We start from the raw sequence: 241 nt of genomic DNA on the forward strand, positions 1-241 counted from the left end.
CGAAAATCTAAAGGCTTAATCAATGGTATAACAAGAGCAGCAACAAATGCTTCGATGCCGGTTTCTTCAAATAAACGCGGTTCATCAATATCATTCATTTTTTCAGTTTTTCTCATACACTTTATCCAAGTCAACTTCATTAGTTTTATGATATAAAAAAAAGCGGGTCCAGACGGCCCACTCCTCATCATAAGACCAAGAATTTGCCCATTGATACTCTTAAATTCAAATTTTTTCAAGG

General features: G+C 34.9%; 1 pseudogene. It reads right to left on the bottom strand.

Annotated features, from left to right (window positions below):
• A pseudogene (locus ACFIK8_RS09290) lies at positions 1–140 on the bottom strand (ribosome maturation factor RimP); the annotation flags it as partial.
• Between the last annotated feature and the right edge of the window lie 101 nt (positions 141–241).

The organism is Bartonella sp. MR168JLCBS (assembly GCF_042194175.1).